At 62.2% G+C, this 25,422-nt stretch carries 22 protein-coding genes, 2 tRNA genes and 1 riboswitch; of the genes, 18 read left to right on the top strand and 6 right to left on the bottom strand.

Features of this window, described 5'->3' with window-relative positions; translation table 11 throughout:
* The first annotated feature begins 175 nt into the window (after positions 1 to 175).
* Genes ACYVGC_RS15560 through ACYVGC_RS15545 form a run of 4 tightly spaced genes read left to right on the top strand, consistent with a single transcriptional unit; the run spans position 176 to position 7,229 of the window.
* The gene (locus ACYVGC_RS15560) at positions 176 to 3,736 is read left to right on the top strand and encodes a hypothetical protein (protein WP_460584760.1); all 3,561 of its coding nucleotides are present in this window, start codon (positions 176 to 178) and stop codon (positions 3,734 to 3,736) included.
* Positions 3,717 to 5,114 carry a hypothetical protein gene (locus ACYVGC_RS15555; RefSeq protein WP_460584759.1) on the top strand — a complete coding sequence of 466 codons (1,398 nt, stop codon included), beginning with the start codon at positions 3,717 to 3,719 and terminating at the stop codon, positions 5,112 to 5,114. The genes ACYVGC_RS15560 and ACYVGC_RS15555 overlap by 20 nt, the downstream gene beginning before the upstream one ends.
* Before the next feature lie 9 nt (positions 5,115 to 5,123).
* Positions 5,124 to 6,542, top strand: a complete 1,419-nt coding sequence (locus ACYVGC_RS15550) for a hypothetical protein (protein WP_460584758.1) — start codon at positions 5,124 to 5,126, stop codon at positions 6,540 to 6,542.
* Between the two features lie 18 nt (positions 6,543 to 6,560).
* A complete protein-coding gene (locus tag ACYVGC_RS15545) occupies positions 6,561 to 7,229 on the top strand; it encodes an OmpA family protein (protein WP_460584757.1) in 669 nt (222 codons plus the stop codon).
* Positions 7,230 to 7,318: 89 nt separating this feature from the next.
* Here ACYVGC_RS15545 and ACYVGC_RS15540 read toward each other — a convergent pair whose 3' ends face one another.
* On the bottom strand, positions 7,319 to 8,686 hold the full coding sequence (locus tag ACYVGC_RS15540; RefSeq protein WP_460584755.1) for a hypothetical protein: 1,368 nt from the start codon (positions 8,684 to 8,686) through the stop codon (positions 7,319 to 7,321).
* Positions 8,687 to 8,807: 121 nt separating this feature from the next.
* On the opposite strand from ACYVGC_RS15540, the gene ACYVGC_RS15535 reads away from it, so the two are divergent.
* Together ACYVGC_RS15535 and ACYVGC_RS15530 are read left to right on the top strand one after the other, a co-directional pair.
* The gene (locus ACYVGC_RS15535) at positions 8,808 to 9,248 is read left to right on the top strand and encodes an SRPBCC family protein (protein ID WP_460584754.1); all 441 of its coding nucleotides are present in this window, start codon (positions 8,808 to 8,810) and stop codon (positions 9,246 to 9,248) included.
* A 147-nt stretch (positions 9,249 to 9,395) separates the two neighbouring features.
* Positions 9,396 to 10,589 (top strand): class I SAM-dependent rRNA methyltransferase, encoded by a 1,194-nt coding sequence (locus ACYVGC_RS15530; RefSeq protein WP_460584753.1) that lies wholly within the window; start codon positions 9,396 to 9,398, stop codon positions 10,587 to 10,589.
* A gap of 128 nt (positions 10,590 to 10,717) precedes the next feature.
* Here ACYVGC_RS15530 and ACYVGC_RS15525 read toward each other — a convergent pair whose 3' ends face one another.
* Positions 10,718 to 11,122: an acyl-CoA thioesterase gene (locus ACYVGC_RS15525; RefSeq protein WP_460584752.1), complete on the bottom strand. Its 405-nt coding sequence runs from the start codon at positions 11,120 to 11,122 to the stop codon at positions 10,718 to 10,720.
* A gap of 167 nt (positions 11,123 to 11,289) precedes the next feature.
* A riboswitch (cobalamin riboswitch) is annotated at positions 11,290 to 11,487 on the bottom strand.
* Positions 11,488 to 11,583: 96 nt separating this feature from the next.
* Here ACYVGC_RS15525 and crtD point away from each other — a divergent pair.
* From crtD to ACYVGC_RS15510, 3 genes are all read left to right on the top strand, one after another.
* Entirely contained in the window at positions 11,584 to 13,083 is a 1,500-nt protein-coding gene (gene crtD, locus ACYVGC_RS15520) for a phytoene desaturase family protein (RefSeq protein WP_460584751.1), read from the top strand.
* 87 nt (positions 13,084 to 13,170) lie between these two features.
* On the top strand, positions 13,171 to 13,839 hold the full coding sequence (locus ACYVGC_RS15515) for a carotenoid biosynthesis protein (protein WP_460584750.1): 669 nt from the start codon (positions 13,171 to 13,173) through the stop codon (positions 13,837 to 13,839).
* 157 nt (positions 13,840 to 13,996) lie between these two features.
* The gene (locus ACYVGC_RS15510; RefSeq protein ID WP_460584749.1) at positions 13,997 to 14,581 is read left to right on the top strand and encodes an arylesterase; all 585 of its coding nucleotides are present in this window, start codon (positions 13,997 to 13,999) and stop codon (positions 14,579 to 14,581) included.
* Between the two features lie 54 nt (positions 14,582 to 14,635).
* On the opposite strand, the gene ACYVGC_RS15505 is transcribed toward ACYVGC_RS15510, so the two are convergent.
* The 3 genes from ACYVGC_RS15505 to ACYVGC_RS15495 form a co-directional block, all read right to left on the bottom strand.
* A tRNA-Leu gene (locus ACYVGC_RS15505) sits at positions 14,636 to 14,718 on the bottom strand.
* Positions 14,719 to 14,757: 39 nt separating this feature from the next.
* Complete coding sequence (locus tag ACYVGC_RS15500; RefSeq protein ID WP_460584748.1) at positions 14,758 to 15,204, bottom strand: HNH endonuclease; 447 nt, start codon at positions 15,202 to 15,204, stop codon at positions 14,758 to 14,760.
* Between the two features lie 50 nt (positions 15,205 to 15,254).
* Positions 15,255 to 15,330: transfer RNA gene (locus tag ACYVGC_RS15495), tRNA-Gly, on the bottom strand.
* Positions 15,331 to 15,640: 310 nt separating this feature from the next.
* Here ACYVGC_RS15495 and ACYVGC_RS15490 point away from each other — a divergent pair.
* From ACYVGC_RS15490 to ACYVGC_RS15470, 5 genes are all read left to right on the top strand, one after another.
* Positions 15,641 to 16,204: a fasciclin domain-containing protein gene (locus tag ACYVGC_RS15490; protein ID WP_460584747.1), complete on the top strand. Its 564-nt coding sequence runs from the start codon at positions 15,641 to 15,643 to the stop codon at positions 16,202 to 16,204.
* A gap of 187 nt (positions 16,205 to 16,391) precedes the next feature.
* Positions 16,392 to 16,928 (top strand): energy transducer TonB, encoded by a 537-nt coding sequence (locus ACYVGC_RS15485; RefSeq protein WP_460584746.1) that lies wholly within the window; start codon positions 16,392 to 16,394, stop codon positions 16,926 to 16,928.
* A gap of 27 nt (positions 16,929 to 16,955) precedes the next feature.
* On the top strand, positions 16,956 to 17,489 hold the full coding sequence (locus ACYVGC_RS15480) for a hypothetical protein (RefSeq protein WP_460584745.1): 534 nt from the start codon (positions 16,956 to 16,958) through the stop codon (positions 17,487 to 17,489).
* Positions 17,490 to 17,561: 72 nt separating this feature from the next.
* A complete protein-coding gene (locus ACYVGC_RS15475; RefSeq protein WP_460584744.1) occupies positions 17,562 to 18,014 on the top strand; it encodes a putative signal transducing protein in 453 nt (150 codons plus the stop codon).
* Between the two features lie 52 nt (positions 18,015 to 18,066).
* On the top strand, positions 18,067 to 18,783 hold the full coding sequence (locus ACYVGC_RS15470; RefSeq protein WP_460584743.1) for an SDR family oxidoreductase: 717 nt from the start codon (positions 18,067 to 18,069) through the stop codon (positions 18,781 to 18,783).
* Positions 18,784 to 18,893: 110 nt separating this feature from the next.
* On the opposite strand, the gene ACYVGC_RS15465 is transcribed toward ACYVGC_RS15470, so the two are convergent.
* Entirely contained in the window at positions 18,894 to 20,387 is a 1,494-nt protein-coding gene (locus tag ACYVGC_RS15465) for an alpha/beta hydrolase family protein (RefSeq protein WP_460584742.1), read from the bottom strand.
* Positions 20,388 to 20,640: 253 nt separating this feature from the next.
* Here ACYVGC_RS15465 and ACYVGC_RS15460 point away from each other — a divergent pair, with 253 nt between their 5' ends.
* The 4 genes from ACYVGC_RS15460 to ACYVGC_RS15445 all read left to right on the top strand — a co-directional run bounded on the left by ACYVGC_RS15460 (position 20,641) and on the right by ACYVGC_RS15445 (position 25,373).
* On the top strand, positions 20,641 to 21,534 hold the full coding sequence (locus ACYVGC_RS15460; RefSeq protein ID WP_460584741.1) for a Rossmann-fold NAD(P)-binding domain-containing protein: 894 nt from the start codon (positions 20,641 to 20,643) through the stop codon (positions 21,532 to 21,534).
* 82 nt (positions 21,535 to 21,616) lie between these two features.
* Positions 21,617 to 22,186, top strand: coding sequence for a gluconate 2-dehydrogenase subunit 3 family protein (locus ACYVGC_RS15455; protein WP_460584740.1), 570 nt, complete (start codon positions 21,617 to 21,619; stop codon positions 22,184 to 22,186).
* A 105-nt stretch (positions 22,187 to 22,291) separates the two neighbouring features.
* A complete protein-coding gene (locus tag ACYVGC_RS15450) occupies positions 22,292 to 23,968 on the top strand; it encodes a GMC family oxidoreductase (protein ID WP_460584739.1) in 1,677 nt (558 codons plus the stop codon).
* A 70-nt stretch (positions 23,969 to 24,038) separates the two neighbouring features.
* A complete protein-coding gene (locus ACYVGC_RS15445; protein ID WP_460584738.1) occupies positions 24,039 to 25,373 on the top strand; it encodes a family 1 glycosylhydrolase in 1,335 nt (444 codons plus the stop codon).
* Positions 25,374 to 25,422 lie beyond the last annotated feature (49 nt).

The raw sequence follows: 25,422 nt of genomic DNA, 5'->3' as shown, positions 1-25,422 counted from the left end.
CGAAACCCCTATGGGGCCGGCCCCCTCTCCGAAAAGGAGAGGGGGAGCCTGACGCCTGTATTTAACAAAATATTAACTCCTATTTTCTGCAAGCTACCGCGCTACCATGGCTCCCCTCTCCTTTTCGGAGAGGGGGCCGGGGGTGAGGCGCTCCGCCAGAACGAACTCCTTCTCCATGAGTAACATCCTTCAGCTCCTTGACCGCGGCAAGCCCACGCTACGCGGTTGGCAGGAGTCGGACCGCATCACGGCCGGCGAAGCCGAAAAAATGCAGGACCCCGCCGGCGATAACCCGCGCCGCACGGCCACGGCCATTCCCACGCCCTTCGGGCGGATGCATCTGCTCGAAACGGCCTTTAAGTTTGTGCGCCAGCAGCCGCAAGGCAACTCGCTGTACCATAGGCTAGTAGCGCAGTGCTGGGATATGCTGGAGCTGCTTTTCTACAACAAGGCTACTGATGCCTATAAGCTGCGCTTCGTGCCCTGGGCCAAGAAGGAGCAGGTAGACCTGCTGGTGCAGAGCCCCGACCCGCGCATCCGGCTGCTAGGCAACACGTTGCGCCTGTACCTGGCCGACGCGCACTTCCGCGAGCTGGACACGCTATACCTGATTTTTGCCGATAGCCGCGATGCCAGCGGGCGCGAAACCCGGCAGCTGCTGGGCGGCACCTCGCCCTTCACGCTGGTATTTGCGCACCCGGCCGTGCCGCGCCTCAACATACAGCGCAAGGGCGACGGCAACGGCTTCTATTTCGACCAGCAGGTAGTGCCGCTGCACCAGCGCAGCAACGAGTTTCAGCAGTACATTTTTGGGCTGTTTGAGGTGCACCCCACGTTGCGGCAGGAGAACTTTGCGCAGTGCATCGCGCAGTTTCTGGCCGCCACCGACAAGGGCCGCGTGCAGGCGCTGGCCGAGGAAAAACCGAACGTAGCCACGTTTGAGCAGCACTATGAGCCGCTGCGCGACGCCTTGGGCAACACCGTGCAGGTGCGCGGCATCACGCTTTCCAAGCAAGCTGAGGCCCAGCAGAAAACAACTTCCGATTGGTTTATCCGCTTTAATGAGCGGGTGGCGCAAACGGGCAAGATTCCGCTGGTGCTCATGCCTGGCCTCGACCTGCGCCGCAGCGACTACTTCGGCGGCACCGCTGGCACCGACCAGACGGTTATCCAGTACGGCTACGAAAACCAGCGCCTCGAAGAGCGCCGCCTCGAAACGCTGGGCGTACAGTATCCCTTCCTCACCGTCAACGACTTCCTGGAAGACCGGCTGCTCGAAGTACCCTTTGCGGTGAACACTGAACGCTTCTACTTTGGCCAGGTGCAGCCCGAGCCCGGCGCGCGGCCCGAGGACCGGCCGCTGCGCTTTTTACTACCGCTCAAGCGGGCGTGGTTCGATTATTTCGAAGCCGTTGACCTTGATAAACAGCTGCGCCTCACGCTGTTCGACAACCACGTGCAGCTGCGACTGGCCGTGCCAGTTACCAGCGGGCGCGAGGTGGTGTACGAGCGCAGCTATTACTTCCGCCCCGGCCCCAGCCAGAGCGCTGAAGCGCCGGTGGAGGCCGTGCGCAGCGACTCGCCCAAAACGCCCTACCGCGGCGGCCGCGTGAGTGCCCGCCTCGACGTGGGCGTGTTCCCGTTCTACAAGTTTGAGGGCCAGAATGCCCGCGACAACGGCCCGTACTACGTGCAGCTAGCCGACCAGAACGAGGGTGCCGACCTGGCTAAGCTCAACTTTTACCAGGGCGGGCAGCCGCTGCCGGTGCTGGTGCCCGGCGGCACGCGGGGCGTGCGCGCCCGCCAGCGCATGGGCCGCAACCCGCGCGGCCCGGCCAGCACCTACTACGAAGTGGTGGGCACGCACTTCGATTTTATGGAAGTGGAGTCGCCGGTGAGTGGGCAGCTTTCGGCGCCGGCCACTGGCTTGCTCGTGCCGCGCTGGCACATAGTAAACCCTGGGGCCCAGCGCTATACGTTTGCCGTGGACTTTGGCACCACCAATACTCACGTCTCGTTCGCCACGGCCGAGCGGCCCGAGCCGCAGCCGTTCCGCATCGGCACCGAGCGCGAAATGGAAGTGGTGATGCTGAACCGCCCGCTGCCTTCTACCGACTTTGTGCTGCCCAAGCGCTACGGCCCCGACTCGTTCGGCATGATGCCGCTGGCCGACACGCTGCGTAACCGCGAGTTTGTGCCCGCCTTCATCGGTATTGAGGGAGCTGAATCGGCCTTCCCCATTCGCACGGCCACCTGCGAGTCGCCGGCCTTTATCAGCGAGGGCAACCCGCTGCTGTTTGGCAGCATCAACATCGGCTTCTACCTCAGCCGCGACGGCTTCCTCTACAACCACCCCGAGGACGGCCGCTACCGCACCAACCTCAAGTGGAACACCGAGGGCGGCGAGCGCGCCGCCGGCGTCGAGCGCATCCGGGCCTACATCCGTGAGCTGCTGCTGCTCATCAAGCACAAAGTGGCGTTGAATGAAGGCGATGTGCGCGCCACGCAAGTGGTGTGGTCGCGACCGCTGAGCATGAAAACCGTGGCCCGCCGCGACTTCCAGGACATCTGGCAGAGTGAGTTTGAGCGCGTATTTGGTGAGGAGCCGGGCCAGCGCCTGGCCGACCTCAGCGAGTCGTGGGCGCCGTACCTCTACCTCACCGACCGCCACACCGACGGCGGCATCGTGCCCTCCGAGCGCGACAACGTGGTGAACATCGACATCGGCGGCGGCACCACCGACGTGCTGCTGCTGCGCGGCAAAAAGCCCGAGGCCACTATCTCGTTCCGCTTTGCCGGCGATGTGCTGTGGGGCGATGGTGCCTTTGGTGGCGCGCGCCAGCAAAACGGCCTGCTCTACTACTACGTGGCCCGCACCGCCAACAAGCCCGTGAGCCAGGAGGCCCAGGCCGCCCGCGAGGTAGTGCGCGCCGCCCTCGAAAGCAAAGCTAGCTCGGCCGATGTGGTTAGCCTGCTCTTTAATTTTGATAAGCAGCTGGAATTCAGCCGCGAGCTGCGCAGCGCGCGGCACCTGCGCATTGTGCTGCTGCTGCACTACGCGGCCGTGGTGTACCACGTGGGGCAGGCCTGCCAGGCCCGGCAGCTGGCGGTGCCGCGCCACTTGTGCTTCAGCGGCAAGGGCAGCACCTACTTGCGGATGCTTGACCTCGATTCGAACCTGGGCACGCTCACCGAAATCGGCAAGCTGATTCTGGAGTTTGCCTCGGGCCAGCCCGCGCCTTCCGATTTCCGCCTCACGCTGGTGAACCAGCCCAAGGAGGCCACTGCCAACGGCGCGGTGCTGTGGAAGCTGGCCGGCGGCGACGCCGCCCAGGCTAAAGCCCCGGCCGAATTTGTGCTGCCCGGCGTGCTCCCGGCCGATGCGCCCGAAGGCCCGCCCCGCGCCTTCACCCTGGCCGAAGCAGAGAACGATACCATTGAGGATGAGGTAATTGCCAACGCCCGCCGTCTGGTGCGCTTCATCACCCACGACTCGTCAGATATTCGCAGCCTGCTCGATGAGTTGAACGTGGAAATCGACCCCGACTTCGTGTACAACTTCCTCGATGGCAAGCTAAAGGACAGCCTGCGGGCGGGCCTCAACTCGCTGCGCGACAGCGGTACCAACGCCGATGACCGCCTGCCCGAGACGCTGTTTTTCTTCCCCTTCCGCGACGCGCTGTTCCAGCTGGGCCGCGAGCTTTTCAAGCGCTATTATGCTTCGCAATCCAGTTAAGCTAGGGGTTTTAGTGGGTGGGCTGGCCTTGGCTAGCCTGCCCGGCTTGCCTGCCGCAGCCCAAAACCCTACGGTGGCAGCCCCCGCCACCAACATCGCGCCGCCCGATGTGCGGGCCCGCATGTGGGCCGCCACGGCCCGCTTCGTGTATGGCGACGACCCCACCCTGGCCAGCCTGCGCCCGCAGCTGCGCCAAACCATCGACAGCGGCAGCGTGAAGGCCTTCGGCCGCCACCTGGAAGATGCCGTGAAGCTGGAAAATAAGAGTCTGCCCCAGTTGGAGCACGTGCTCAAGTTTCAGGGTGATTTCAAGACCATTAGCGCGAAGAATGAGCAGCCGGCCGCACTAGCCACCAGTATTGCCAACCGGCTGCGCGACAACAAGCCCGAGCGCCAAAACCAGGCTGCCTTCGGGCAGTTGCGCCAGGCGCTGCACGCCCTGGCTGACCCCAACGCGCCCGTGCCTACGCCAGTGGCGACCGCCGCAATCCTGCCCGCCGGCTCCGATACTACGGCGGAGTCCGCTTCGCGCATGGCCGCGGTTATGCCCCCGGCCAAAGACTTCACCATCACCAACTCCGCTCCCAACCCCATGCTTACTTACTTAGCGCTAGCGCTTTCCGTCATAAGCCTGCTGGTATCGTTGCTGAAGGGCAACTCGAAGAAGCGGCATCGCCACCACGATTCGGCCTCGCCTAGTCTCGCCACTCTCACCGACGAGATGCGGGCCGAAGTGCGCACCATTGTGCAGCGCGAGGTGAGCAACAAGGTACCCGGAGCCCGCCCTGCCCCCGCGCCCGCCACTACGCCGCCCACCAAGCCGCAGGCCGCTGCTTCGGCAGCCGCCAAGCCGGCCCAGGCTCCCACCGCCAAAGCGACGTCGGCCCCGCAGCTACCCGCCCAGCCGTCAGCTCTGGCAGTATCTGCCGCGCCCGTCGCGGCTCCGGTTCCCGCCGCGCCGGTAACCGCCACTCCAACCGAGGCAGACACCTTTTTTACTGATAATTATCCCGTTGCTGCTGAAGCAGTAGCAGCGCCGCCAGCTGCCGCGCCTACGCGCACGCTGTACGCCAACCAGCAGCCCATCGACGGTATTTTTCAGCGCAACATGCTGGCGGAGGCTCCGGCTTCCTACACCATTTTTGAGTTGATTACGGCCGCCGATACGCCCGACCAGGCGCGGTTTGTGGTGACGGGCAACCCGGCCGGCCACGCGGGCTACATTGGTAGCCACCAAAACATTCTGGGTGGGGCCTGCGAGTACCCGTTTCCGAAGGGCAGCGTGTCGCGCATCATCACCGACGCGCCGGGCGTGGCGCAGCGTACGGCCAATGGCGATTGGCAAATCAGCAAAAAAGCGCAGATTCACTTTGAGTAACTTCGCGGCATGGAGGCACTAGAATGGCTCGCGCTGCTGGCGATTATCGGGTTTCAGGCGCGGGCTTTCTGGCAGGGCCGGCTGGCCAGCGCGCAGCTGGCGGCCCTGTTTCCGGCTAGTAGCACCCTGCGCCTCACGCGCCACCAGGACGCGGCCACCGGCCAGTCGGTAGACGTGCTGCTAGCCACCGGGGCCACGCCCGACTTCGCCCTCATTGAGCGCGATACCAACGCCTACATCCTCAAAAACAAGGGCACGGCCGACTTCGACATTCTGCAAAGCATTGCCGAGCGCCGCGCCGTGGCCCTCGATGCCGAGGTGCAAAGCGGCACCTCGGCCCCACTCTACATCGGGCTGATGGGCACCTTTTTAGGGGCCATTCTGGGCCTGGCCGGGCTGCTGGCTGGCAGCGGCAAGTTTGACGAGGTGGGCATCCAGGGCTTTTTGCGGGGCGTGACAGTGGCCATGATTGGCAGCCTCTGCGGGCTAGGCCTCACGCTATGGGGCAATGCGTTATATAAGAAAGCGCATCGCCAGGCCGACGAGCGCCGCAACGACTACTACACGTTTTTGCAGGTGGAGCTGTTGCCCATTCTGCACTCCGACATGGCCGGCAGCCTGGGCAACCTCAAGGCCGTGCTCGACGCTTTTAATCAGGAATTCCTGAGCAAGATTTATGAGTTCGGGCCCATTGTGCGGGCCCTCAACGAGAACATCAGCACCCAGAAAGACTTTCTGGAGCAGCTCCAGAAAGTGGGCTATACCCAGATGGCCGACGCCAGCATCCGGGTATTCGACAAGGTGGCGCAGAGCGCGCACCACTTCGAGCATTTCATTGCTTACCAGCAGGAGTTGAACCAGATGCTGCGCAACGGCGGCGAGGTGGCCGGTCAGATTACAGCGCTGCTTGGCCGCCTCACCGGCCTCGAAACCGGCCTCAACCAGGTGCCGGCGCTGGTGCAGCAACACGCGGGCACGGTGCAGGCGCAGCTCAGCTTTTTCCGCCAAAACCAGACGGAGCTTGACCGGCTGGCCCGGCAGTCGGAGGTGTTTATGGACACCCAGTACCACGAGTTGTCGGCCGTGATGCGCCAGCGCATGGCCGTGCTCACCCAGGAAGCCGACCAGGCGGCGCAGGTGCTGGAAGACCACTTCCAGGCGCTCAACAAAGACAACGTGTACGAGCGCATCGTACAGTACCTCAGCCCGTTTAGTGAGCTGCCGGCGCAGCAGAAGCTACTCAACCAGTTGCAAGAGCGCCAGGCCCAGCAAACGGCCCTGGCCCTCCACAACCTGCAAGACCGGCTGGCCAGTGACACGGCTTTGCAACAGCAACTATTGCAGCAGGTTACGCGCACCAATGTGGTGCTGGAGCAGCTTACCCAGCGCAGCTGGCTCCAGAAAGCGCTGGGCCTGAACAAGCAATAAGCCCCCGCGGCCCCGCGCATGAACCCCAACCGCCGCGACTTTTTTTGGCCCAGCTACGTGGACCTGATGACGGCCCTGTTCCTAGTCATGCTCGTGCTGTTTGTGCTCAGCTACAAGCGGTTTCAGGACAAAAACGCCAGCCTGGAGCAGGCCAAGGCCCGGCTCGAAGTGCAGCTGGAGGAGAAGAAGAAAATCGACGAAATCCGGGCCGCCCTCAAGCGCCTCGAAGACCCGCGCTATTTTGCTTATAACCAGCGCTATAAGCGCTACGAGCTCAATTTTCCGGTCGAGTTTCAGCCCCAGCGCTACGACCTGCCGGCCGAGGCGCGCCAGCCGCTCATTGAGGCCGGGCGCTTTCTCTTGCACCAGATGCAGGCCCTCGACCGCGCCGATAACGTGCAGTACCTGGTAGTGGTGGAGGGCCGCGCCGCCAAAAACCCCACCTTGCCCGACGCCGACCCGCGCAACCTCGACGGCGCGGCCGTGCGCCAGCTCAGCTACAACCGCGCCATGGAGGTCATCCGCCTCTGGGAAAGCGCCGGCCTGCGCTTCCCCGCCAACCTGGAGCTGGTGGCCGCTGGTAGCGGTTTCAAAGGAGTAGGCCGCTACACCGGCTTTAGCGAAGAAGCTAAAAACAAGCGCTTTATCATCCAGATTCAGCCCAAAATCGGCTCGCTGGGCAAGTAACCGCTTGTAGCGTGGACTCTGCGAGTCCGCGCGTGGAACGAGGAGAGAACGACCCACGCGCGGACTCACAGAGTCCACGCTACAAGTAGCTATTCCTCAAACGTGTTGGCCAGCAGCTTTTCCTGCCGCATGTACACAATCTTGTTATCCGCATTGAAGCGCACGCGCACTTGCGTGCGTAGCTGCTGTCTTTTTTGCAGCGACACCCGGTAGAGGCGCATGGTTTCGGTGAAGGTGGCGGTGCGGCTGCCGTCGGCGGCGGGCGCGCTCACGCGCAGCGTGCCGGGCTCAATGCGCGCAATAGCCTGCTGGTTTTCGGGGAAGAAACTGCGGGCCAGCTCGGCATCGATGGCGGTGGGCGTCAGGTTTTGCTGGATGTAGAGCCGCTCGACCTGCGGGGCAAAGTGCTGGCTGGCGTGCAGCGGCGGCGTGAATAAGTCGGCGTAGTAGGCGGCCATCACCGTGCGAATTTTGATGGTGGCCGCGTCGTCGCCGGGTTCGGGCGCGGCGGGCGGCGAGCGTTGGGTGGTAGCGGGTGCTTCGCTGGCCAGCGGCGCGGTGGCCGGCTGGTTGGCTGCCACGCTTCCGCTCTCCTCCTCGGGCGTAGCTGCGCTTTCGCTGGCAGCCGCTACGGGGGCAACTGCTTTCTTCTTGAGCTTCTTTTTGGTGCTCTTCTTCGTCTTTTTGGCTGGCCTGGGTGCGGCAACTTCCTTCGGGGCGGTGTCAACCGCGGGCAGACTAGGGCTGGACAGGGTTTCATCGGGGTGGCTGCTTTGAATAAAGAAATACGCTGCTCCCCCCGCTAAAGCCAGGCCCAGCAAGAGTAGTAATATCCACCCGCCGGCCTTGCCAGAGGCTGGCTTAGCGATTGGCGCATTGGGCCGGGGCGACGCCGGTGCACCAGGCCGGGGCGATGTGGGTTGGGGCGGCGTAGGCCGGGGTGGCGGCGGGCTAGCCACCTCCGGCACCGGGTTGGTGGGGTAGAACGTAGGCGCGGGCGGCTCCGGAAAGAAAGTTGGTGCGGGCCTTGGCGCAGGCGCGGGCGGAGTGGGCTCCACGGCCGGCTGCTGGCGAATTTGCGCCAGCCGCTCCTCAATGAGCCGGCGGGCCGCCACGTCGCTGGCGGCGAGCGGGGGCGGGCTAACGGGCACCGGGCGGGCAGCGGGCGGCGCGGGCGAAACCGGGGGCGGCGGACTAACCGGCGCGGCGGGCGACTTATTAAACATATCCAGCAGCGACGGCAATTCTTCGTCGGTGCCGCTGGGCGAAAACGCGCTTGCTTTCGGCGCGGCGGGGGCGGTAGGCGCAGCCGGTGCCATTGGCGCGGCGGCCCGCAGCTGCGCGCTCAGCGTGGCAAATAGCGCGGGCGTGAGGTGGCCGGCCGCCAGGGCTGCTTCCAGCTGCTGGAGTTCGGAAGGGTTGCCGGGCGAGGAGCTAGGCGGGCGTTCGTCTGACATACGGGGGTTGCCGGTGGGGGCCGGCTTACTTTTCCGACGCTCGTGCGTACGTAAGAAGCTGGCCGGCCCGCCAAATTACCGCTCCGGTTCCCAACGCGGCTGGCTACCCGCCCTTTTTCTTATGCACCTGCTTCTCCGTTTCCCCGTGGCCCAGCCGCCGGCCGCCGTGCTGGCCGGCTTCACCCGCGAGCTGTTTGTGGCGCTGGCCCCACCCTTCCCCAAGCTGAATCTCATTCGCTACGACGGCTCCAACACCGGCGACACGGTGATTATCGAGCTGCAAGCCGGCCCCAAGCGCTGGCGCTGGACCTCCCTCATCACCGACAACGGCCAGCTGCCCGACGGCACCCACTACTTCGTGGACGAAGGCCAGGTAGTGCCCGCCCCGCTACGGCAGTGGCGGCACCGCCACCTCATTCAGCCCGCCCCCGGCGGCGGCAGCCTCATCGTGGAGGATATCACCTTCAGCACCGGCCGCCGCTGGCTCGACTTCCTGATTTATCCCGCCATGTGGGCGCAGTTCCGGCTACGCGGGCCGGTGTATAGGAGGTGGTTTAAGTAGCACCCGCAAGCTTGTCATTGCGAGGAGGAACGACGAAGCAATCGCATTCGAACGACACCCGAGCAGCCCGTTCTGGTGCGATTGCTTCGCAGGCTCGCCATGACAGACGACCTTTGTACTAATTAGCAACACTCAAGTACCAAGCTCATGCCCGCCACCATCGTCCTCAAAAACGGAAAAGACCACTCCCTGCGCCGCCGCCACCCCTGGGTATTTTCGGGGGCCATTGCCCGCGCCCTGGGCGAGCCGGCCGAGGGCGCGGCCGTGCGCGTAGAGACCCAGGCGGGTGAATTACTGGGCGTGGGCCACTACTCGGGCAGCGGCTCCATCGCGGTGCGCATGCTGGATTTTGGGCCGGAAGCGGAAATGCCAACCGCTGATTTCTGGGTGAAGCGCCTGGCCAATGCCTACGCGCTGCGCCAGCGCCTAGCCCTCACGGGCACGGCCGATACCAACGTTTTCCGGCTGGTGCACGCCGAGGGCGACGGCCTACCGGGCCTCATCATCGACGTGTATGGCGACGTGGCCGTGGTGCAGGCGCACAGCGTGGGCATGTACCGCGCCCGCCCCGAAATAGCTGATGCCCTGCAAGTTGTGTTTGGCGACAAGCTGCGCGCCATCTACGACAAGAGCGCCGAAACCACGCCCGGCCACGCCGTAGGCGACAACAAGAATGGCTACCTCTTCGGTGAAAGCACCGGCCAAGAGCACTTGGTGCACGAAAACGGCCACCAGTTTGCCGTGGACTGGGAAACGGGCCAGAAAACCGGTTTCTTCATCGACCAGCGCGACAACCGCGCCCTGCTGGCCCGCTACTCGCCCGGTCGCCGCGTGCTCAATACGTTTTGCTACACCGGCGGCTTCTCGGTGTACGCCCTCGAAGCCGGCGCCGAGTTGGTGCACTCCGTCGATAGCAGTAAGAAAGCTATTGCTTTAACTGAGCGCAATGCCGAGCTTTCGCACCACGCTGACCGCCACGCCGCCTACCCCGACGACGTGCTCACCTTCCTCAAAAGCCACTCGGCCGAGTACGACCTGCTGGTGCTCGACCCGCCCGCGTTTGCTAAGCACCTCAGCGCCCGCCACGCCGCCCTCATGGGCTACAAGCGCCTCAACGCGGCCGGCATTGCCCACCTCGCACCGGGCGGTCTGCTGTTCACGTTCTCGTGCTCGCAAGTAGTTAGCCCTGAGTTGTTTGAGGGCGCCGTACTGGCCGCCGCTATTGAGGCTGGCCGGCCGGCGCGCATCCTGCACCGCCTCACCCAGCCCGCCGACCACCCGGTAAGCCTCTTTCACCCCGAGGGCGCGTACTTGAAGGGCCTGGTGCTGGCTGTGGAGTAACTCGCAGAAAATCAGAACGTCATGCTGAACGCAGTGAAGCACCTCGCTCGCGCCGCTGGATTAATAACTCTAGCGGCGTAAGCGAGGTGCTTCACTGCGTTCAGCATGACGTTTTTTTTACCCACACTTTACACTGTCGCTTCCACCGGCCTAAGTGGCGTGGGGCGGCGCTGGTCGTCCACGGCCACGAACGTGAACGAGCCAGTCACGGCTAGCAGCCGACCCTCCGCGTACATCTGCTCTACAAATAGCTCGACGCGCACTTGCAGGCTAGTACGGCCCACATGCACCACATTACCAATGAGTTCGACCAGCGTGCCGCCGGGGATGGGGTGCGTAAAATCCACTTTATCGGAGGATACCGTCACCATTTTGAGGCGCGAAAAGCGGGTAGCCGTGATGAAGGCCACCTCGTCCATCAGCATGAGCGTGGCCCCGCCGAAGAGCGTGTCGTAGTGGTTAGTCGTGTTCGGAAATACGGCTTTGAAGATGCGCGTTTCGGCGCGGGCAATCTGGTCGGCGAGGGCTATCATAGGGCTGAAAAGAAAAAATGACGCGTCCACGGCGCTCGTTTTTTCATCTTCTCCCAACTTGCTAAAGCACTCATTCAGACCCAGCTACGCCCGCCCCGGCCACCGCACACGCAATAGCCGGGCCGCCAGCGTGCCAAACCTGATGCGGAGCCCCAAAGCGCGGAGGAAGCATCAAATGGCGGCCGGCAGGTCTCCTGACTTTGTACCATGCCACCCCCTCCTTCTCGGCCGAAGCCAATGGAAACTTGCGGGGTGGCACTGGGTGGGTACTTACAGTAGCGCGTCTGTGCGGGAGTTTCACCCGCTTCCCTTTTCATTCCGATGGCCCAGGCGGGCAGTCGAAAACCGGCCGCTGGTTGATTTATAAAAAATCGAAGCAGCAGTAAACCGCCGCGAAGGTAGCGCGTATTTTCGGCGGGCCGAGGCAAACTTATCACCCCGGACTAGCGGTTAGCAGCGTAGTGTTTACGAAAAAGAAACTTTCGCCCACCCGTCAGCCCGTGGCCATTATTGGGGCGGGCGTGGCGGGGCTGGCCGCCGCGGCGCGGCTAGCGGTGGCCGGGCACCCGGTCACGGTATTTGAGGCCAGCAGTTCGTTTGGGGGCAAAATGCACCAGTTTGAACTGCCCGGCGGCTACCGCTTCGACGCGGGGCCGTCGCTGTTCACGCTGCCGCAGCTGGTGGACGATGTCTTCCGGCTGGCCCACTGCGACCCGGCCGACTACTTCCGCTACGAGCGCCTCGACCCCATCACCAACTACTTCTTTGCCGACGGCACGCGCCTCACCGCCTGGGCCGACGCGGCGAAGTTTGCCGCCGAGGTCGAGCAAAAGCTGGGTACACCGGCCGCCGCCGTGGCGCAGTTTCTGGCCCGTAGCGGCCGGGCCTACAATGCCACGGCGGGCACCTTTTTGCACAAGTCGCTGCATAAAGCGGGCACCTACCTCAGCTCCGAAACGCTGAAGGCCGTGGCCGCCCTGCCCAGCCTGGGCCTCACCGGCACCATGCACGCCCGCCACGAAAAGGCCTTTGGTCAGGACGCGCGCTTAGTGCAACTCTTTGACCGTTACGCTACTTACAATGGCTCCGACCCCTACCAGGCCCCGGCCACGCTTTCGCTCATTCCGCACCTGGAGCACGGCATTGGCGCGTTTTACCCCGAGGGTGGCATCTACGCCATTGCCAGCAGCCTGCACCGGCTGGCCGAGGAGTTTGGGGTGAAATTTCGGTTCAACGAGCCGGTGCGCGAGATTCTCACGGCCGGCCCCCTCATCACCGGCCTGCGCACCGACCTCGATATTTACGACTTCACGCAGGTGGTCAGCAACATGGACGTGGTGCCCACCTACCGCCGCCTGCTACCCAGCCAGCCAGCCCCCGAGCGCACCCTGAGCCAGCCGCGCTCATCGTCGGCACTCATTTTTTACTGGGGCATAGCCCGCGAATTTGCAGAGCTAGACCTGCACAATATCTTCTTCTCGGCCGATTATAAGGCCGAGTTCGACGCCATTTTTCAGGAGAAAACCGTGGCTGATGACGTGACCATCTACGTCAACATCACCTCCAAAAAAACGCCCGCCGACGCCCCCGCCGGCCACGAAAACTGGTTTGTGATGGTGAACGTGCCCCACGACGAGGGCCAGGACTGGGTGGCCCTCGCCGCCCACACCCGCCGCGTGGTACTGGCCAAGCTCAGCCGCACGCTGGGCACTGACCTAGAGCCACTTATCAAGGCCGAAAAAGTGTGGACGCCGCCCGGTATCGCAGCCGATACGTCGTCGTTTGGCGGTGCGCTCTATGGCAGCTCCAGCAACAATGCGCTGGCGGCTTTTTTGCGGCACCCCAACTTTTCGGGCCGGCTGCCGGGGCTGTACTTTTGCGGCGGCTCGGTGCACCCGGGCGGCGGCATTCCGCTGTGCTTACTTTCGGCCAAAATAGTAGCTGAGCTAATTTCCAATTAAAAATTATGAATTAAGAATTAAAAATTCTATGCCATTTGGCCTACCAAATTTTTAATTTTTAATTCATAATTTTTAATTCTCTTCAAAATGGAGTTTTCAAATTCACCCGCGTCTCCGGCCGCTTCTACCCTGCGGCTGCGCCTGGCGCAGGGGTTGGTTTTGCTGTTTCACGTCACGGGCTTCGTGGGGCTGGCCTTCAGCCAGGACAAGTCCTTTTACCTGAAGTATACGCCGCTGACGCTGCTACTCACGGCGGGGCTGCTGCTGGCTTTTCAGCCCGAGCGCAACCTATCGTTCTGGCTGCTCACGGTGCAGGTGTTTTTACTGGGCATGGTGGCCGAGGTAGTGGGCACCAACACGGGCATCCTGTTTGGGCACTACACTTACGGGGCCACGCTGGGGCCGCAGTATATGGGCGCGCCCTGGCTCATTGGCCTCAACTGGGTGGTAGTCACGTATTTGGCAGGTATCTTGGCAGCTTACCTCCCGGCCTCGCGGGTGGTGCGTGTGCTGGTGGGGGCCGCCCTCATGGTGGGCTTCGACCTATGCATGGAGCCCGTGGCCGGCCGCTACGATTTCTGGCACTGGACCGGCGAGTTGATACCGCTCAGCAACTTCCGCGACTGGCTACTACTAGCTCTGCTACTGCAAGTGCTCTTCGTGCGCACGCCCTTCCCCAAGCGCAACCCCTTGGTGCCGCTGGTGTACCTGGTGCAACTACTCTTCTTTTTTGGCCTGAGCCTGCTAGCTCCCTGAGCTAAAAAGCGAAATTTTCTACCTCGTTTTATTGTTGAGTGATTCGACGGATAACCGGACGCTGGCGTAGTCAGCGGTTGGTTTTTACCCCTTTGCTTCACCGCTTTTACAACGCCCCGTCACTGGCCTCTGAGGCTGGCTGGCGGGGCGGCTTTATATGAAGAACATTGTTTTTTTTGGCGACAGCCTCACGGCGGGCTACAGCCTGCCGGCTGCCGATAGCTTTCCGGCCCGCATCCAGGAAAAGCTCGACGCAGCCCACCTACCCTACCGCGCCCTCAACTACGGCGTGAGCGGCGAAACCAGCGCTGGCGGCCGTCAGCGCCTGGCCTCCGTGCTGGCCCGGCAGGCTCCCGACGTATTTGTACTGGCCCTGGGGGCCAACGATGGCCTACGCGGCCTGCCAGTGCGCGAAACGGTGGCCAACCTGCGCGCCATCATGGCCGAGGTGCGGCGGCAGTTCCCGGGGGTGCAATTGGTGCTGGCGGGCCTGGAAGTGCCCTTCGACTTGGGGCCGCTGGGCCTGCCCGGCCTCAGCCGCTACGCGAAGGAGTTTGCCGGCCTGTTCCGCAGCCTCGCTACCGCTGAGGGTGCAGTGCTGGTGCCCTCGCTGCTGGCGGGCGTGCTGGGCCAACCGCACCTCAACCTAGCCGACCGCGTGCACCCCAACGCCGCCGGCCAGCGCCTGCTGGCCGCCAATGTGTGGGCGGTGCTTGCGCCTCTGCTGCAAGTAGAAGCATAGTGGTCTGTAAGCAAAAAGCCCCGCTTGCAAATGTTGCAAGCGGGGCTTTTCATGTACCAGAGACGGGACTCGAACCCGTAAGCCACTGAAGGCAAGTGAGTTTAAGTCACTCGTGTATACCATTCCACCACTCCGGCTTACTTCTTTTGCTGGTTTTTGCCCCGGTAGTTTTTAGTCTACGCGTGGCAATTGGGGCAAAGCAACTGCAAGTTACTAATGCGATGGTCATTATTCACGCTATTGCCATGATGAGGCTCCAACGGGATGGGGTGGCCGCGCCATTCTGCCAACCCGCAGTGCTCGCATTTATGCTGTTTCCATCCCTCCTTGAGCAAGCGGCCGCGCAAGCCATGCGTAAAATCATAAGGAGAATTTTCAACCATGATTTTCTCCAGTGTGCCCTTGCCCCCAAATGCTTTGTAGCATGCGCCTTGGTTCCAGGCTACGCCCGTCCAATGACTGGTGTCAAGTTGTAGTTGCCGCACCCTAGCGTGCACCGTTTTATAGTTGCCACCCGCTGGCACCAAGCCAATCCGCTCCAATACCTGCCGCACCGACAGGCTCTCGGCTACTGCCTGCCGAAATTCTTCGTCCGTGCTCAGGCACTTGCGGGTGACAGCCATTGAGGTAGGGGCAAAATAAAAAACGCCACCCTAGGGTGGCGTTTAAAACTTGGAGCGGGAGACGAGGTTCGAACTCGCGACCTCGACCTTGGCAAGGTCGCGCTCTACCAACTGAGCTACTCTCGCTTGAGGTTTCGCTGCTGTTGCGGCGAATGGTGGTACAAAGGTAGACAAAAGTGCCAAACAAGCAAGTGGCAGTGCTTATTATTTCCGCTCCTGATACGTTGTTGCTTCATTTTCAAGGTGAAAAAGATTTGGCACCTTCGCAAATCAAGTGATTATGAAGTTTTTTCCGGCCCATAAAATCCGGGCGTTGGGGTAAGGCCGTAGGTGAGCCAAGTTTAAACCATTTGACCTTTTCCTTGTAGTGGAGGCAAAGATGCCGGTAAGCTAAGTTCAAACCAATTCCCTTTTTTCTTTTATTTTTTCTTTTCACATGAAATTCTCGTTTGCAACCCTCGCCATTGTGGCACTGCTCGGCACGGCCGGCGTTCAATCGGCTTCGGCCCAAAAAGCTAAAACGGTGATGGTAGGTGGTGCCCCAATGTACCCCACGAAAAACATCATCGAAAACGCGGTTAACTCGAAAGACCACACCACGCTGGTAGCCGCCGTGAAGGCCGCTGGCCTTGTGGAGACGCTGTCGGGCCCCGGCCCCTTCACCGTGTTTGCCCCTACCAATGAGGCCTTCAACGCCCTGCCCGCTGGCACGGTAGAAACCTTAGTGAAGCCGGAGAACAAGGAGACGCTCACCAAAATCCTGACCTACCATGTGGTATCGGGCAAAATGACTGCTTCCGACCTGATGAAAGCCATCAAGGCTGGCGGCGGGAAGGCTACCCTCACCACGGTGCAAGGCGAAAAGCTGACGGCCATGATGAAAGGCTCGAAAGGCATTGAGCTGAAGGACGAAAAAGGCGGCGTAGCCATGGTTACGATTGCCGATGTGATACAGAGCAACGGCGTGATTCACGTAATCAATAAAGTGCTGATGCCCTAGTTGGCAACACCAGTCTAAATAGCAAAAAAGCCGGCTATCTCTCAGGAGGTGGCCGGCTTTCTTGTGGCCCAGTGGCATTATATTGGAGCCCTCTGTTCTATGGCTGTCCTCTTTTCCCACCCACTCTATGTTTCTTTCTACTCGTTCTTATTTTTGTACTTTTTGGTTAATATTAGCTTGTCTGGCGGTGCCTAAGCACAGCTGGGCGCAGCGTCTGCGCGAAACAAAGTTTGAGAAAGGCATGCTCGACAAAGGGCAGAAAACCGGCGTCTGGGAATACTACGGCTTCACGCCGTCGGGCGAGAAAGTGGTGGTGCAGCGCTACGATTACGATGCGCACCGGCTGGTGTATTTCCGGCCGGGGCCCGACGTGACGTGCCACACCGAGGTGAGCCCCGGCAAGTGGAGCTACGTGCGCCTCGACCAGCCGCCCATCTTCATTGGCAGCGACGTGGCCCTGGCCGAGTACACCTCGCGGCTTGTGTACCCAGCCGCTGCCCAGGAGCGCAATATTCAGGGTAAAGTACTGGTAGCCTTTCTGATAGATACCCTGGGGCACATTAGTGGCCACCACCTGGTGCAGCGCATTGGGGGTGGCTGCGACGAGGAGGCCCTGCGCGTGGCCCGCACCGTGCCTGCGCAGTGGGTGCCCGCGCGCCTGGGCGCCCGGGCCGTGGCCGTAGAGTATGAGTTGCCGCTCAATTTTCGGCTGTCGCAACCCTGAGGCCGGCGGTAGCCGTATTTTGGCCCTATGAAAACTGTTTTTTGGGGGCCGCTGGTTGGTTTAAGTTGCGTGTTTTTGCTGACGGGCTGCGACTCGACACCGCGCGAGCGGCAGGAAGTAGCGCGCCAGGAGCTGGCCAAGCTCGACACGGCGGCGCGCAACTCGGGCCGCGCCCTGAGCCGGCTGGGCCACCAAACGGTCACCTTTGATGCGGCCAACCGCGCCCGCCGCGCCGTGCCGCTCGATACCAAAAAGCAGAAAATAGTGGACCAGCAGCTGCTGGGCAGCTACGCCGACGGTATTAACCGCCTCACGGTAAGCACCGTTGCGGGAGCTTACGGCGAGCTGCTGCGCGCTACCCGCGTGCGCCAAACCGGCTGGGTAGCCCGCGACTGGGACTACGCCCAGGATACTTACCGCCGCCTCAATGCCCAGCTGGCGCGCATCCGCATGGACCTGCCCGCGCGCGACGAGCTGCGCATCCGGGCCTGGCAAACCGAGTTTACGGCCCTGCGCGCCAAGCGCACGGCCGCCGACCTGCGCACGGCTACCAAAAAGTAATTGTTGGGACCGTAGCTGTTATATAGGTGCCGACTTGCCCCACAGCTACCACCCCACGCGCCGCCCGCTGCTATGCCCCCCGATTCTACCCCGCCTAAACAGGAGAATATCATCGTTTTCGACTCGTACTACGAGCCGCTGGCGGCGCATCTGGCGCGTACCAAGCTGGAGGCAGCGGGTATTCCGTGCTTCCTGACCAATGAGAATCTGGTGTCGCTCAACCGCATGTATAGCCCCGTGGCGGGGGGCGTGCGGCTGCACATCTACCAGCGCGATGCGGCCAAGGCGGCCGAGGTGTTGCGCGAGCCGGCCGTGATGCAGGCATCGCGCGGGGGCCAGGACGAGCCGGACGCCACCACCCCCGACACGCTGACCTGCCCGCGCTGCCACTCGCACGAAGTCACGTATGACGCGGCGGCCCAGCCGGGCGCGGCCAACTGGTTTGTGGCCCTACTATCACGGCTACGGCGCTACCCCCTGCAAGGGCGTGCCTACCACTGCTTTCATTGCGGGCTGAATTTTTAGCAGTCAGAAGCACGGCGCTAACTTTTTGCCTGGTACCCGGCTTTTAACCAGCATGGAAAAACATGCAAAAAAAGTGGCGCTCATTACGGGGGCTAATAAGGGGCTGGGCCTCGAAATAGCGCGCCAGCTGGGCCAGCAGGGCTTAGTGGTGGTGCTGGCCGCCCGCCACGGCAAAGCCGCTGCGCCCGCCGCCGAGCTGCGCAGCCAGGGCCTCGACGCCCGCGCCGTGGAGCTCGACGTAACCAACGCCGCCGACATTGCGGCGCTACCCGCCTTCTTGGAGGAGCAGTTCGGCCGGCTCGATGTGCTGGTCAATAATGCGGGCGTGCAGCTCGATACCGGTTTCGATGTGAGCCCCGATACGCTACGCCAGACCTACGAAGCCAATGTGATTGGGCCTTACGCCATTACGCAGGCGCTACTGCCGCTGCTGCGGCAGGCCCCGGCGGGGCGCATCGTGAACCAGAGCAGCATTTTGGGGTCGCTCACGGCAATTAGCCAGGGGCAGGGCGGCACGTGGGCCACGCCGGGCTACACCTCTTCCAAAGCCGCGCTCAATATGCTGACCGTGGTGCTAGCGCAGCACTTGGCTGATACCAACATCAAGGTAAATGCTGCCCACCCCGGCTGGGTGCAAACGGACCTGGGCGGTGCCGAAGCCCCGCTTGGCGTGGCCGAAGGGGCCCAAACTGCCGTGCGCCTGGCCCTGCTGCCCGCCGATGGCCCCACGGGCGGCTATTTTCACAACGCCGAGCACCTGCCCTGGTAAATACCTACTAAACAGTAGTTTATGCACATAAAAGCCAGCTGATTCTAACGAGGCAGCTGGCTTTTATGTGAAAAATTTTCCTGTACTATACTATTCTACTAATCAGTAGCTTACCTAGCTACTACCTGCTGCTTACCCACTCGCCGCGGGGTGCGGGCGGGGGCCACGGCGCGGCGCACGGTTACGGGCACGGGGGCTTTGGCTAGGTGGGAATAGGTGAGCAGCCAGTCGCGCAAGTAGTCGAGGCCTTCGGGGGAGAAGGCGGCCTGGCGCTCGCCGGCCACGATGGGCCACTGCGCCGGGTCGGGCTGAAACCAGTGGTTGACACCCGCCAGGCGGTGCGCCTGCACGGGCTGCTTCGATTGCCGCAACCCCTTCTGCAACAAGGACATATTGCGGCCGGCTGCCACTTGCAGGTCGGCGGTGCCGTTGAGCAGCAGCACGGGGCACTGCACCTGCGGCAGGCGCAGCGCGGGGTCAAAATCGAGGTAGTAGCGCGACCAGGGTGAGGTGAGCTGCACGGCGCGGGCGCGGGCCATGGGCTCGTCGAGGGCCGTGTTGCTGCTGCGCAGCAGCGTCACGATTTTGGCGCGCGAAGCCGTCACGTTGGGCGTTTGGCGTACGGCCTCCACCAGCTGGTCGTAGAGGCCCTGGGCGGCTTTTATCTGGCTGCCGTCGGCCCCGATGAGGCGCATTATCTCCAACTGCTGGCGGCGTAGTACCTCGCGGCCCGATTGACCATAGCCAGCCAGCGACACCACAAAGGCGGGCGTATTGGGCTCAGTAGCAGCCAGTAGCGCCACGTTGGCACCCTCGCCGTGGCCTAGCAGCCCCACCTGCTGGGGTGCCACGAGCGGCTGGCTGCGCAAAAAAGCCAGCGCCGCCTGGGCATCGGTTACGAAGCTGGCGGTGGTGGCGCGGGGGTAGTCGCCACCCGATTTGCCCACCCCACGGTCGTCGAAGCGCAGCACGGCCACGCCGTGCCGGGTGAGGTAGTCGGCCAGCAGCCCAAACAGGTGGTAGCCCTGCACCTCCGACTCGCGGTCCTGCGGGCCCGCATCGGAGAGCAGCGCCACGGCCGCAAACGGGCCTTCGCCGCTAGGTATCGTGAGCGTACCGCTGAGCTTGACTTTAGCGGTGGGGTTGAAAAATGTGACGGCCGACTCGCGGTAGGGCGGCGTGAGGCGCAGCTTTTGGGTGGCCTGGGCGGCGGCCGGGGCCACGCGGCGCGCCAGCGTAAGCGGCGCCGTGAGGCCCACCTGCTGCCAGGTGCCCACCAGTTGGTCGCCGCCGGCCAGCACCTTGCCCTCAAAGTGGCTGCCGGCCTGCTCGATGCGCAGCACCAGGTTATCGCCCTTCACTTCCACCTCCACGGGCATGCGGTTGATGTGCTGCTGGGGCACGTCGAGGGCCGCATAATAAGTACCGTTGCTGAGCGGCACAATGGTAATAAGCAGCGTGAGGGTGCCGCCGGGTACCGTCAGCGGCCCTTGCCACTGGCCGCTGAGCCGGGGCGGCTCGCCGGCCAACAGAGCTTGGCTGGCCCCCAGCGCGGCTAGGTTGGTAGCGATAAATAGTATCAGGAAAAGTAATAATTTCTGCATAAAACGTCATTCTGCGAAGACCCTAAAATGTGGCCGCCGCAACACTGCGCAAAATACCGGCCACCGCGCACTCAGGCGCGCACCAACCGCGCCGGGCAGGCGCTTACCACAGTTAATATCATTGCTTATTTAACTGACAAACAGTATTTTGTTTATCAGCTAATGCTTAGGTAATAAACAACCGTCGGTAAGATGACTAGCCGCGAGGGCTGATTTTACGTATCCCGAAAGACCTTTTCCTAGTTTTTCCGCTATGCCTACCAAGAAGCCCGCCGCCCCCAAGCGCCCCACCGCCAAAGACATGAAGGAGCACGCCCAAAAGCTGCCCTACCCCGCCAAGCAGGCCGACATGAAGTTTCAGCCCCAAAGCAGCCTGGCCGCCTACCGCGCCGCCGGCAAGCTCGAAGGCAAGGTGGCCCTCATCACCGGGGCCGACTCGGGCATTGGGCGGGCCGTGGCCATTGCCTTTGCCAAAGAAGGAGCCGACGTGGCCATCTTATTCAATGAAAACCAGGAGGATGCGCAGGAAACCAAGCGCCTCGTGGAGTTGGAAAACCGCAAGTGCCAAGTGTTGCAGCTCGATGTACGCGACCGCGAGCAGGCGTTTCAGGCCGTGCGCCTGGTGCGCCAGGAGCTGGGTGGCCTCAATATACTGGTGAATAACGCCGCCTTCCAGATGGCGCAGGAGAAGTTTGAGGACATCCCGGAAGCCCAGATTCGGCGCACGTTTGACACCAACATTTTGGGGTACATGTGGATGGCGCAGGCCGCCATTCCGCACCTGCAAAGCGGCGACTGCATCATCAACACGGGCAGCATCGTGGGCATTGTGGGCATTCCACTGCTCGTCGATTACGCCTGCACGAAGGCTGGTATTCACGCCCTTACCAAGTCGCTAGCCCTGTACCTGGGCGAGCGCAACATTCGGGTGAACTGCGTGGTGCCTGGCCCCGTCTGGACGCCCAACATCCCCGGCACCATGCCGATGGAGGAGATTGCCAAGTTTGGCCACGAGGTAGCCCTCAAGCGCCCCGGCCAGCCCGAGGAACTAGCGCCAGCCTATGTGCTGCTAGCCTCGCAGGACGGCTCGTTTATGACCGGCGCGCTGCTGCACGTAACCGGCGGCAAGCTCAGCAGCGACGAGTAAACATCTGGCCCCTTTACCCGTTGAGAATTAGCGCCGCCAGCAGGCCTTGGCTTGCTGGCGGCGCGCCCACTTATATCCTAGTATGACTTCTCAGGACCTGCTGCCCTCGGCGCACGTATCGGCCGCCACCCGCGCTGCCCTCACCCAGCGCCTGGCCGAAACCGGCGCGGCCTACGCACCCCAGTTTCTGGCCCCCGAAACCTTTCGGCTGCTCGAAGCCGTAGCGGCCCGGCTATTTCCGCAGCCCGAGCGGCCGGTGCCCATCCCGCTGGCCCCGTCCGTAGACCAGCGCCTGGCCGAAGGCCGGGCCGATGGCTGGCGCTACGACGCGCTGCCCCCCGACCGCGAGGCCTATCGCATGGGCCTGGGCGGCATTCAGGAAATTGCGCAGTCGTTGTTTCACGCTGATTTTGAGCAGCTTGAGTTAGGTAAGCAGGACGAGGTTATCAAGGCCCTGGCCAGCGGCAACCCGCCCGGCGCGGTGTGGCAGCAGTTACCGGCCGAGCGGTTTTTTGAGGAAATGCTGGCCGAAATCACCGAAATCTATTATGCCCACCCCTGGGCGCAGGACGAGATTGGCTACACCGGCTACGCCGACCTGCCCGCCTGGACCAAAATCGGCCTCAACGAGAAGGAAGCCCGCGAAGCGTAATGTGCGGTAAGCTTTAGCTTGCCGGGTTAATGCTTGGCTATCATCTGTTTTTGTTTGATTTTTAAATTTAATACGGCAAGCTAAAGCTTACCCTATACTGCTCTTATGCCTGACGAAGAAATCGCCGAAGAAGGCTTGCTGACACCTACCGAGCCCGCCATTCAGGACCCCTTGCTGCGCGAACTGCTCGCCGAAAACGCCATTCCCACCACCGCCGAAACGCCCCGCGAACGACCCCAGCCCGTACCCGCGCCCACCGAGGCGGTGGACTGCATCGTTATTGGCTTGGGCGCGGGTGGCGCGCCGCTACTGGCCCGCCTAGCGCAGGCGGGTCTGAAAGTGGTAGCCCTGGAGGCCGGCCCCTGGCACAACCCCGAGAAAGACTTTGCCACCGACGAGCGCGCCCAGGACTTCCTGTTTTGGAACGACGAGCGGCTGGCGGCCGGCGGTGACCCGCTGGCCATGGGCAAAAACAACTCGGGCACTGGCGTGGGCGGCTCCACACTGCACTACACGGCCTACACGCCCCGCCCCCTGCCCGACGACCTGCACATCAAATCCGACTTCGGGGTGGGCGAAGACTGGCCGCTGACCTACGACGACCTAGCCCCGTACTACGCAGAGGTAGAGCACTTTATCGGCGTATCGGGCCCCACGCCTTACCCCTGGGGGCCAGCGCGGCCCACGGGCTACCCCATGGCCCCGCTGCCCCTCAATAGCGCGGCCCAGCTGATGGTGCGCGGTGCCGAAAAGGTGGGTATTCGTACCTCACCCGCACCCAATGCAGCGCTGTCGGCGCGTTATTTCCAAGAGGGCGTGGGCTGGCGCGAGGCCTGCACCAACCGCGGCTTTTGCCAGGCTGGCTGCTCCAACGGGGCTAAGTCGAGTATGGATGTCACGTTTATTCCGCTGGCCGTGAAGCACGGGGCCGACATTCGGCCCAACAGCTACGTGACCGAGATTGAGCGCAACGAGCGCGGACACGTGGCGGCAGTGGTGTACACCCAAAATGGCCAGACGCACCGCCTCGCCTGCAAGAACCTGTTTCTGTGCGGCGGCTCGGTTGAAACCCCGCGCATCTTGCTGCTCAATGAGTTGGCACTGAACAGCGGCCAGGTTGGTCGCAACCTCATGGCTCACCCCGGCCTGCAAGTGTGGGGTACCTTCCCCGAGGAAGTACGGCCTAACAAAGGCATTCCCGGCGGCCTCATTTCGCAGGACACGCACCGGCCCAAGGATGCTGACTTTGTGGGCGGCTACCTGCTGCAAAGCATTGGCGTGATGCCGGTTACGTTTTCGGGCCAGGTGGCGCGGGGCCGCAAAATGTGGGGCCAACCCCTGCGCGACTACATGCGGCAGTTCAACCATATTGCGGGTATCAACATCCTCGGCGACTGCCTACCTCATGCCGATAACTATCTGGAGCTCAGCGATGAGCTGGATAGCAAGCAGCTGCAAAAGCCGCGCCTACACTTCACGGCCCAGGAAAACGAGCACCGCATGAATAAGCATGCCGAAAAGATGATGCGCGACATCTGGGCCGCCGCCGGGGCCACCGATATCTGGTCGTTTCAGCGCTATGCCCACGTAATCGGCACGGCCCGCATGGGCCTGAGCGGCGACGATGCCGTAGTGGACCGCGACGGCCGGGCCTTCGACGTGCCCAACCTCTATATCTGCGATAACTCGGTGTTTCCGAGTGCGTTGAGCGTTAACCCGGCCCTTACTATTATGGCCTTGAGCCTGCGCACGGCCGACAAGTTTTTGGAGAGTGTGCGGTAAGCTTTAGCTTGCCGTTATGTTCTTGACTATTAATTTTTTTACGGCAAGCTAAAGCTTGCCGCACACTACCATGAAATCCTTTCTCACCGAAATCAAGAAAAACTTCGGTAGCGGCAACTACGAGGGCGACCAGTTTGGGGGTGCCACCGGGCACAACGGCAACGGCCTGCCCACGGGCTTTGCCAACAATTTCATGTTTGCCACCGGCATTGAGTGCAGCTACCCCACCATCGACCAGGGCAAAACCCGCCGCGACATGCTGCTCGAATGCGACCATTACAATCGCTATAAGGAAGACCTGGGCTTGGTGAAGGAAATGGGTCTCAAGGTGTTGCGCTACGGCCTGCCGTACTATAACATTCAAAAGGGCCCTGGCAAATACGATTGGGAATTTGCCGACCTGGCCATGGCCGAAATCCAGCGCTTGGGCATCACACCCATTCTGGATTTAATGCACTTTGGGGTACCCGACTGGGTGGGTAATTTTCAGAACCCCGAGTTGCCGGTATTTTTTGCCGAATACTGCGAGGAAGTGGCCAAGCGCTACCCATGGGTGCGTTACTACACGCCGGTAAACGAGATTTACGTGACGGCCAAGATGAGTGCTAAAGACGGCGCTTGGAACGAGCAATTGAAGTCGGATAAGGGCTTCGTGACGGCGCTCAAGCACGCAGCGGCGGCCAGCATCATGGGCACCCAAAAAATTGCCAAGCACCGCCCCGACTGCGTAATTGTGCAGAGCGAGTCGGCCGAGTTTACGCACGAGCTGCGCGCCGAGCGCACGCCCGCCGTGCAGCTCGAAAACCTGCTGCGCTTCACGTCGCTCGATTTGCTATACGCGCATCAGCCCGAGGGCGAGGTAGTTAACTACTTGTACGACAATGGTATGACCCGCCAGGAGTACGATTGGTTTATGGCCGGCGAGCCTCCCGGATACCAGGTAATGGGCAACGACTATTACGGCCGCAACGAGAAAATACTGCTGCCTGATGGTACAATGCAGACCAGCATGGACGTGCTGGGCTGGGCCACCATTACCCACGACTACTATCAGCGCTATAAAAAGCCGGTGATGCACACCGAAACTAACGTATTTGATGCCAACGAGGCCCCCGCCTGGCTCTGGAAGCAGTGGGTGCACATCCTGCGCCTGCGCAAGGAGGGCGTGCCGGTGCTGGGCTTCACGTGGTACTCGCTCATTGACCAGATTGACTGGGAAACCGGCCTGGCCGAGAAAAAAGGCACCGTGAACGCCTGCGGTCTTTTCGACCTCGACCGCAAGCCCCGCTTGGTGGCCGATGCCTACAAAATGCTGTTGCAGGAATATGGCCAAATTACCATTGTGCCCCACGGCGAGCTGTTTGAGGTAACTACCCGGCCGGCCACGCTCAAAGTAGAGGTGTAAGCGTAGGCAGCCCGTATTACTAAATAGTGAACTACCCAACGGCCCGAAA

This window comes from Hymenobacter arcticus, from assembly GCF_054779975.1.
Note: the sequence above shows the minus strand (reverse complement) of the source record. Positions and strands in the feature narration are given on the sequence as shown.